This is a genomic window from Micromonospora sp. NPDC023737, from assembly GCF_040639715.1.
In the GTDB taxonomy this organism is placed as follows: domain Bacteria; phylum Actinomycetota; class Actinomycetes; order Mycobacteriales; family Micromonosporaceae; genus Micromonospora.
Genome location: NZ_JBFAAL010000011.1, coordinates 212,017 through 220,809 on the forward strand (window position 1 = coordinate 212,017; position 8,793 = coordinate 220,809).

Annotated in this window: 7 protein-coding genes; 3 read left to right on the plus strand and 4 right to left on the minus strand. The window is 71.9% G+C overall.

Annotated elements, in window-relative coordinates; genetic code table 11:
* The first annotated feature begins 48 nt into the window (after positions 1 to 48).
* Both AB0F98_RS22845 and AB0F98_RS22850 read left to right on the plus strand, forming a co-directional pair.
* Positions 49 to 2,667: an FtsK/SpoIIIE domain-containing protein gene (locus tag AB0F98_RS22845; protein WP_357738398.1), complete on the plus strand. Its 2,619-nt coding sequence runs from the start codon at positions 49 to 51 to the stop codon at positions 2,665 to 2,667.
* A complete protein-coding gene (locus AB0F98_RS22850; RefSeq protein WP_357738401.1) occupies positions 2,664 to 3,428 on the plus strand; it encodes a hypothetical protein in 765 nt (254 codons plus the stop codon). Before AB0F98_RS22845 ends, AB0F98_RS22850 begins: the two co-directional genes overlap by 4 nt.
* Positions 3,429 to 3,505: 77 nt before the next feature.
* Here AB0F98_RS22850 and folE read toward each other — a convergent pair whose 3' ends face one another.
* The 4 genes from folE to AB0F98_RS22870 form a co-directional block, all read right to left on the minus strand.
* Positions 3,506 to 4,171 (minus strand): GTP cyclohydrolase I FolE, encoded by a 666-nt coding sequence (gene folE, locus AB0F98_RS22855; protein WP_357738444.1) that lies wholly within the window; start codon positions 4,169 to 4,171, stop codon positions 3,506 to 3,508.
* Positions 4,172 to 4,209: 38 nt separating this feature from the next.
* A complete protein-coding gene (gene ftsH / locus AB0F98_RS22860) occupies positions 4,210 to 6,225 on the minus strand; it encodes an ATP-dependent zinc metalloprotease FtsH (protein WP_357738404.1) in 2,016 nt (671 codons plus the stop codon).
* Positions 6,226 to 6,757: 532 nt separating this feature from the next.
* Positions 6,758 to 7,333 (minus strand): hypoxanthine phosphoribosyltransferase, encoded by a 576-nt coding sequence (gene hpt / locus AB0F98_RS22865; RefSeq protein ID WP_357738407.1) that lies wholly within the window; start codon positions 7,331 to 7,333, stop codon positions 6,758 to 6,760.
* A gap of 101 nt (positions 7,334 to 7,434) precedes the next feature.
* Positions 7,435 to 7,623 carry a hypothetical protein gene (locus tag AB0F98_RS22870; RefSeq protein WP_357738447.1) on the minus strand — a complete coding sequence of 63 codons (189 nt, stop codon included), beginning with the start codon at positions 7,621 to 7,623 and terminating at the stop codon, positions 7,435 to 7,437.
* Positions 7,624 to 7,723: 100 nt separating this feature from the next.
* Between AB0F98_RS22870 and AB0F98_RS22875 the strand changes: the two genes are divergently transcribed.
* The gene (locus AB0F98_RS22875) at positions 7,724 to 8,680 is read left to right on the plus strand and encodes a helix-turn-helix domain-containing protein (RefSeq protein WP_357738412.1); all 957 of its coding nucleotides are present in this window, start codon (positions 7,724 to 7,726) and stop codon (positions 8,678 to 8,680) included.
* Positions 8,681 to 8,793 lie beyond the last annotated feature (113 nt).

An 8,793-nucleotide genomic window follows, 5' to 3' on the forward strand; every position in this document is an offset into this window, starting at 1 on the left:
TGGGATACCGTCTCTGCTCGGGGAGGTTGCCAACCTCGATCAGAGGGGGTGGACGCGGTGGCCGGTCCGAAGGCACGAACCAACCGCGCCGCCGCACTGCACCGTCAGGCCGCTGCCACCGCGGCCGCGGCCGCCGCCATTCTCGACGAGATCAGACCCGCGCCGGCCGATCAGCGCCGCCAGTACGAGTTGGCCGACCGGCTCCGTACCGCGGCCGAGCTGGCGGCCCCTGGCTGGGCGGGCGCTTCCCTGGACGCCCTCGCTGCCGACGCTCCACCCAATGACGGCCCACCGCCCTTCGTCCGGGTCGGCACCGCCGCGCCGCTGGACGACGCTCGCTTCCCCGCTCTGGTGCCACTGGTCGGTACGGGTCACCTCAGCATCGACACCGATGCGCGGGACTCCCGCGTCGCGGGTCTGCTCCGGGCCGTCCTGCTGCGCTCGGTTGCGGCGACGCCGGCCGGCGCACTGCTGGTCAGGGCGGTGGACGCCACCGGTTCGGCGCTGACGCCGTTCGCTCCGCTGGCTGACGCCGGCCTGCTCCCGCCGCCGGCGTCGGACTTGCCAGGTCTGCGGGCGGTGCTGACCGAGGCCGAAGAGTGGGTGGCTCCGGGGTCCAGCGGGCGCCGGCGACACGACCGCACCCTCCTGCTGGTGATCGCCGCCCTTCCCGAGCTGACCGCGCCGAGCGACCTGGCCAGGATCGAGGCTCTGGCCGAACAGGGCCCCCCGGCCGGGTTGCATCTGGTGGTCGCCGGTTGGGCGGCCTCCGGCCCGTACGCGAACCGCCCGCCCTTGCCCCGGGCCACGACGCTCGCGCTCCGGAACGCGTACGCGCTGCTCGGCGATCCGCCCGGTACGTCGTTCACCAGCCCCGGTGTGGACCCGCCGGCCGGGCTGAACTCTCCCGTCTTCGTCGAGGCGGATCCGCCGGCCGAACTGGTGCTCGCGGTCTGCCGGCGGCTGGCCGCCCAGGTCGAGGCGGGTTCCCGGCTGGGGCTGGCCGAACTGTTGCCGCCCACCGGCGAGGAGCTCTGGTCGGCACACTCGGCGGATGGGATGACGACCACGGTCGGCGACGCCGGCGGCCGGCCGGTGCCGCTCGGGTTCACCGAGCTGACCCCGCACTGGCTGGTCAGCGGTCGGTCCGACGGCAGCCGGTCCGCTTTCCTGACCAACGCTCTGCTCGGTCTGACCGCCCGGTACGGCCCGGAGGAGCTGACCCTGTACCTGGTGGACCTGGGCGACGGCGAGTCCTTCGTGGAGTTCCTCCAGACCGAGCGGGACCGGTCCTGGATCCCGCAGGTCCGCGCGGCCGCGATGACCGCCGACCGCGAGTACGTACGGGACCTGTTCGAGCAGTTGGCGGTCGAGGTGCGCCGCCGCGAGGAGGCGGGCCGCCGGGCCGGCGGGCAGCGTTTCGCCGCGCTGCGGGAGCACACTCCGCTGCCCCGCATCGTCTGCGTGGTGGACAATGTGCCGCTGCTCTTCGCCGAACGGGATCGGCTCAGCGCCGACATCGCGTCCCGCCTCGACGCTCTCGCCCGGTCCGGGCGGACGTACGGCGTTCATCTGGTGCTGGCTGGTGCCGGTGATCTGGGGCTGGCCGGGCGGTCGGACGGCGGCCACCGGGATTCGCTGCTCGGGCAGTTCCCGGTCCGGGTTGCGCTGCCGGGCGGCGGCGCCGTCCTGGAGCCGACCAACGATTCGGCGGCCGGCCTGCCGATGGGCAGCGCCGTGGTGAACACCGCGGGCGGGCTCGGCGGACCGCGGGGCGCGGTACGCGGTCACGAGCGGCTGATCCGGTACCCGGATCCGCAGGACGAACCGGAGACGGTGGAGCGGCTGCGCCACGAACTGTGGGCGGCCCGGCCGGCGGGTGCCGTGCCGCCGGTGGTGTTCGCCGGGTACGCCCGACCGCTGCTCCGCAACGACCCGCGGTACCGGGCGGCGGTCGCCAACCTGGCGCACGCTCCGGCGGCCCTGTTGGGTCGGGCGGTGGACGTGAACCGGTCGACGGTGGCCGTGCCGCTCGGTCCGGCCGCGGGGCGCAACCTCGCTGTCCTCGGTCCTGGGCCGGAGGCGGCCTCGCTGCTGGTCACCGCGGCCCGGAGTACCGCCGCCCACCACGCGGCGGGATCGGCCCGTTTCGTCATCGCCGCCGCCGATCCGGACTGCCGGTCGCTGGCCGAGGCGCTGACCGCCGAGCTGGCCGCCGTGCATCGGGCCACGACCGTCGACCTCGCCGGCCTGCTCGACATCCTGGCCGGCACCGAATCGTCCGGGTCCGCTCCGGACCACGAGGGCGGGTCGACGCCGACGAACGACCCCACGTACCTCGTGCTCTTCGGCGCGGGTCGGGCGGACGCCGAGGAGTTGCCCGTCGAGCTGTTACGGACGCTGCTGCGGGAGGGGCCACCGGCTGGTCGGCACCTGCTCGGCTGGTGGCGGGTGGTGCCGCCGTTCGCTGCCCTGCTGGAGCCGGAGGACGCCGTGGACAAGCTGGCGGCCGTCGCGGCGGTGGGCGTACCCGGAGCCCAGCTGGTCAGCGTCTTCCACCGTCCGGTGGAGTGGCGCCCGCGCCCGGGCCGGGTGGTGCTCTGGGACGGGCCAGACGAGCAGGGCGTCGTCCTGGTGCCGTTCGCCGAGGAGGAGGCGCGGGCATGAGCCGCAACGGGAGGAAGGCGGCCACGGCCACCCGGGACGAGCGGCAGGATCTGGCCGGGCCGGGCCGGCAGCGTACCGCCGTGCAGCATGAGGTTGCTCCGCAGCCGGCCTCGACGGCCGATGCCGCGGTGGACGCCTGGCAGGACTACCTGGCGGCGGCCCGCCAGCTGGACGGGGTACGCCGGGCCGCGGCGGCCGCCGCCGGTGAGCAGGCCCGGTCGGTGCAGGCGGCTCGGGAGGAGCTGACCGAGGTCCGTACGCGGCTCGCCGCTCAGCAGAGCCGGCTGCGCGAGCGGGGCGTACCGCAGATCTCGCTGGTGCCGTCGCCGCCGGAGCTGTCCGAGGAGACCCGCGCGCTGGCCGGCGGTCCGGCCACCGTCCTGGCGGGGCTCCGCACCGCTCGCGACCGGGTCGACGCGGCGGACGTCGCTCTTGCCGCGCGGCATCCGCTGCGTCCGGCGAGCTGGTCGGCGCGGCCCCGCAACCTGCTGGTGTACGGCCCGCTGGCGCTGCTGGTGCCGCTGATCCAGGTGGTGGTCTACGTCGCGACCGGTGCCGGTGCGGCGACCGTCGCCGCCCTGATCTGTGGCCTGCCGATGCCGGCGGTGGCGTTCGTGGCCGGTTGGATCGGCGTCGGGCGGGTCTTCCGGTCGCGGCGCGGGGGTCGGGTGGACCGGACGTCGCGGTTCGGGGCGCTGGTCTGCCTGGTGCCGGCTGTGCTGGTCACCGCCGGCCTGCTGTTCGCCATGTTGGCCGGCTGAGGCCGCACCGGCTCTTTCCGTCACACCGTCGACGTCCGGAAGCGGGCGGGGACGCAGCGGCCGGTCGGTACGCCGGGTCAGCGGGGCAGTATCAGAGCCATCGCCTCGGCCCGGGACTTCGCGTCGTTCTGGAGCGTGCCACGCACCGCCGACGTGATCGTCTGGGCGCCGGATTTCTGGATGCCGCGCATGGCCATGCACATGTGCTCGCACTCGAGGACGACGATCACGCCTCTGGGCGCGAGCTTGTCCATCAGGAGATCGGCGATCTGCGAGGTGAGTCGCTCCTGCACCTGCGGGCGGCGGGCGTAGACCTCGACGAGCCGGGCCAGCTTGGACAGGCCGGTGATCCGCCCGTCCGGGCCGGGGATGTAGCCGATGTGGGCGCTGCCCCGGAACGGCAGCAGGTGGTGCTCGCAGAGGCTCATCACGTCGATGTCCCGGACGATCACCAGCTCCTGGTGGTTGGCCTCGAAGGTGGTGCTGAGCACCTGGGCCGGGTCGACCCGGAGGCCGGCGAAGAGCTCGGCGTAGGCCCGGGCGACCCGGGCCGGGGTCTGCCGGAGCCCGTCGCGGTCGGGGTTCTCCCCGACCGCGATCAGGATCTCGCGGACCGCCTTCTCGATCCGGGGCAGGTCGACGCTGTCCTCGACCGGGCCACCGGTGAGCTTGCCGTTGATCAGCCGCGCGGCGATGTAGTCCAGCATGTCGTCCGCGTCGGGCTCGGTCGCGGAGGCGGCCAGCCCCCGATCATCGGGGCTGGCCGCCGGGTCCGTCGTGCTCAGTGCGTACCGTCCGAGTTGTTCGAAGAGTTGCCACCGACCCCCGCCTGGGCGCCGTCGGCCTGGGCCTGCGCCTTGAGCGCCTCCTTCTCGGCCGGGGTGAGCACCGGCGGCTCGGTGGAGGGCTGGCGCTTGCCGAAGCCGTTGTACGGCGCGAGCGGCGGGCGCTTGACCACCCGGGCGCAGATGCGCGCCATGTCAGCCGTGGAGAGGGTCTCCTTCTCCATCAGCTCGAGCACGATGTTGTCCAGGACGTCCCGGTATTCCACCAGGATCTCCCAGGCCTCGTCGTGCGCCAGCTCGATGAGCGCCCGCATCTCGCCGTCGATCTCGGCCGCCACCGCGTCGGAGTAGTCCCGCTCATGGCCCATGTTGCGGCCGAGGAACGGCTCGTCGCCGCTGGTGCCGTACTTGATCGCACCGAGCTTGGAGCTCATGCCGTACTGGGTGATCATCGCCCGGGCCAGCTGGGTGGCCTTCTCGATGTCGTTGCCGGCACCGGTGGTGGGCTCGTGGAAGACCAGTTCCTCCGCGGCCCGGCCGCCCAGCGCGTACGCCAGCGTGTCGATCATTTCGGCCCGGGTCTGGGTGTACTTGTCCTCGGTGGGCAGCACCAGGGTGTGGCCCAGCGAGCGACCGCGGGACAGGATCGTCACCTTGTGCACCGGCGCGGCGTGCGGCAGCGCCCAGGCGACCAGCGCGTGGCCACCCTCGTGGTACGCGGTGATCTTCTTCTCCTGGTCGCTCATCACCCGGGTCCGGCGCTGCGGACCGGCGATCACCCGGTCGATCGACTCCTCCAGGGAGTCGTTGCTGATCGCCCGCTGGTCCTTGCGTGCGGTGAGCAGAGCCGACTCGTTGATCACGTTGGCCAGGTCGGCGCCGCTGAAGCCCGGGGTACGCCGGGCCACCGAGTCGAGGTCGACGTCGGGCGTGAACGGCTTGCCCTTGGCGTGCACCCGCAGGATGGCCTTGCGGCCCTCCATGTCGGGGGCGTCCACCGGGATCTGCCGGTCGAAGCGGCCCGGGCGCAGCAGCGCCGGGTCCAGGATGTCCGGCCGGTTGGTGGCGGCGATCAGGATGACGCCGCCCTTGGTGTCGAAGCCGTCCATCTCGACCAGGAGCTGGTTGAGGGTCTGCTCCCGCTCGTCGTGGCCACCGCCCATGCCGGCGCCACGGTGCCGGCCGACGGCGTCGATCTCGTCGACGAAGACGATCGCCGGTGCGTTCGCCTTGGCCTGCTCGAACAGGTCACGGACCCGGCTCGCGCCGACGCCGACGAACATCTCGACGAAGTCGGAGCCGGAGATGGAGTAGAAGGGCACCCCGGCCTCGCCGGCGACCGCGCGGGCCAGCAGCGTCTTACCGGTACCGGGCGGGCCGAAGAGCAGCACACCCTTCGGGATCTTGGCACCCAGCGCCTGGTACTTGGCCGGGTTCTGGAGGAAGTCTTTGATCTCGTGGAGTTCCTCCACGGCCTCCTCGGCGCCCGCGACGTCCGCGAAGGTGGTCTTCGGCGTGTCCTTGGTGATCATCTTGGCCTTGGACTTGCCGAAGTTGAGCACCCGCGAGCCGCCGCCCTGCATCTGCGACATGAAGAACAGCAGCAGCAGTACGAGCAGCACGATGGGGAGCAGGTTGACCAGCAGGCTCACCCAGATGCTGTCGGACGACACCTTCGTGTCGGCCGGGCCGGTGATCCGGTTGGCCGACTTGGCCGCGAGGACCTCGTTCCAGACCTGGCTGCCCACCTCGTAGGGGAACTGGGCTTCGATCCGGTCGGTGGTGGTGTCACCGAACTTGGTCTTCTCGGCCAGCTTGAGCTGGAGCGTCTGCTCCTTGTCCTGGAAGACCGCGCTATCGATCTTGGCGGTGTGGAGCTGGTCCAGCGCAACGGAAGTGTCCACCCGGTGGAAGCTGGGCCCCGAGGTGAACAACTGACTGAGAACAACGGCGCCGAGGATGACCAGGATGATCCAGACCACCGGTCGGCGGAAGAAACGCGTACGTTCCATACTGTTGTCGGGCACCTGAGCGCCCGCATCCTCCTGATCGACGTCCTGACCGTCTGATTGGTGTCGCCGCCTTGGCGGCTGCCGGAGCCGCCGTGCGAGCCGGCCTCGACCTCCGAGGAGCGACAAACTGCCGCGCCGCGGTCATTCGACGGTACACCGTGTGCGCACGGAGTGAGCTTGCGAGCCCCGCACTCGACGCACGTCGGACATCGACGGCACGTCTCCTGAGCCGGGGCCCACCAGCCCGCGCCGGGTCGTACGGCGGACCGGGCGGAGACCGACGTGACGAGGAGTCCGAGCCCGGCCACCCGCGAACACCCGGTCACGCAGTCGAGGGGCCGAGCGCGGAGTTACCTCCACGCCACCGACGTACACGGTAGTCCGAACAGCTGAGAATCCGCTGAACGTCCGCTTGACGAATGCGCCCTGTTCGACCTCCCGGTGCCGCGCGCCCGACCGGAAGCTCGGACGCGGCACGCACGCGCCGCGCGGATTCAGGTGGCGTCGCGCTCGACGCCACCGCGAGGAGGGCTCAGGATCGGGCGTAGACCTCGGGCTTCAGCACGCCGACGTAAGGCAGCTCCCGGTAACGCTCATCGAAGTCGAGCCCGTAGCCGACGACGAACTCGGTCGGGATGTCGAAGCCCACGTACTTGACCGGGACCGGGACCTTGACCGCGTCGGGCTTGCGGAACAGCGCGACGACCTCGACGCTCGCGGCCGACCGGGACTCCAGGTAGCGCAGCAGCCAGGAGAGGGTCAGACCGGAGTCGACGATGTCCTCGACCACGATCACGTGCTTGCCGGCAATGTCCCGGTCCAGGTCCTTGAGGATGCGGACCACTCCGGAGGAGGTGGTGCCCTGGCCGTACGACGAGACGGCCATGAACTCGAGTTCGGCGGGCGGGCCGTGGCGGCCGAGCGCCCGGGCGAAGTCGGCCATGAACATCACCGCGCCCTTGAGCACGCAAACCAGCAGGAGCCCGTCCTCGACGTGGGCGTGGTCCGCTGCGACCTGCTTGGCGAGTTCCGCGGTCTTCTCGCGGATCTGCGCCTCGGAGATGATCACGTGGTCGATGTCGGCGTCGTACCAGGAGCCGTCTGCCATGGCCCCTAGCCTGCCGTACGCCGGCCGGACCCCGTCGGCGGGGCCGCCCCTTTTGGCGCGGTCCCGCCCGGGATTTTTCCGTCGAATCGGAACAAGTGTCATCAGCAGGTACGGGACTGCCAGCGGCGCCCCGCGTCGGTCGGCTTCCAGTCGGCGGAGTCGCGGCTGTCGGCGGTCACGCCGGTCGCGCCGGCGGCTGCGAGGACGACCAGGAACAGTACGAGGAACAGGAACTCCATGACGGCGCTCACTTTCACCCGGTTGATGTCGGTTTCGCCGCCGATGCGCATCGGGTCTGACCTCAGTCTGCGACGTCGCGCCGCAGGCTGACAGTGGCAGGAATGCCACTGGCCATCGATTTACTGCCACCCGCGGGGTTACCCTCGTCACATGCTCCGCTCGGTGGCCGTACTCGTCCTGGACCAGGTCGCGCCATTCGAACTCGGCGTGCTCGCGGAGGTCTTCGGCACCGACCGGACAGCCGACGGGTTCCCCGCCTACCGCTTCGACGTGTGCAGCCCGGACGGCCGCCCGGTACGCACGTCCGCCGGCTTCCAACTGGTACCGCACACCGACCTCGGCCCCCTGGAGGACGCGGACCTGGTCGCGGTCCCCGCCCACGACCGGTGCGCCAGCGTTCCCGAGCCGGTGCTCGAAGCGCTGCGCCGGGCCGACGCACGCGGCGCACACCTGCTCAGCGTCTGCTCGGGCGCCTTCCTGCTCGGCGCGGCCGGGCTGCTCGACGGCCGCGAGTGCACCACCCACTGGCGATACGTCGACGAACTGCAACAGCTGCACCCGTCCGCCCTGGTCCAGTGCAACTCGCTCTACGTGGCGGACGGTCGACTGCTCACCAGTGCCGGCACCGCCGCCGGCATCGACGCCTGCCTGCACCTGATCCGTCAGGAGCACGGTTCGGCCACCGCCACCCGGCTGGCCCGCCGGATGGTGGTCCCGCCGCACCGGGACGGCGGCCAGGCCCAGTACATCGAGGCGCCGATCCCGAAGGCGCCGGAGGCCCCGACCCTGGAGCCGGTCCTGGAGTGGCTCATGAGGCACCTGGAACGCCCGGTCACCGTCGACGAACTGGCAGCCCGCGCGGGCATGGCACCCCGTACCTTCGCCCGCCGGTTCCGGGCCGAGACCGGCACCACCCCGCACGACTGGATGACCAGCCAGCGGGTGCTGCTGGCTCGGCGGCTGCTGGAGGAGACCCGGCTCAGCGTCGAGGCGGTCGCCGACCGGTCCGGTTTCGGCGACGCGGCGGCGCTTCGCCACCACTTCACCCGCCGGGTCGGCGCCACGCCGCAGAGCTACCGCGCCACCTTCCGCGACCGCGCCGGCTGAGCCCGCACGACGTCCTAGGCCTAGGGCGTGTCCTGCCGATCTTGTAGTGGTTGATCGTCGACGATGTGCCGGTGGTACGTCGTGGTGAACTGACCGATGAGGCGTGGGCGGTG

What these genes read in the sequence shown, in the direction of transcription:
- AB0F98_RS22875 (WP_357738412.1), top strand. Translation starts at nt 7,724, where the DNA reads ATGCTCCGCTCGGTGGCCGTACTCGTCCTGGACCAGGTCGCGCCATTC.
- AB0F98_RS22850 (WP_357738401.1), top strand. Translation starts at nt 2,664, where the DNA reads ATGAGCCGCAACGGGAGGAAGGCGGCCACGGCCACCCGGGACGAGCGG.
- AB0F98_RS22870 (WP_357738447.1), bottom strand. Translation starts at nt 7,623, where the DNA reads ATGCGCATCGGCGGCGAAACCGACATCAACCGGGTGAAAGTGAGCGCC.
- ftsH (WP_357738404.1), bottom strand. Translation starts at nt 6,225, where the DNA reads ATGGAACGTACGCGTTTCTTCCGCCGACCGGTGGTCTGGATCATCCTG.
- hpt (WP_357738407.1), bottom strand. Translation starts at nt 7,333, where the DNA reads ATGGCAGACGGCTCCTGGTACGACGCCGACATCGACCACGTGATCATC.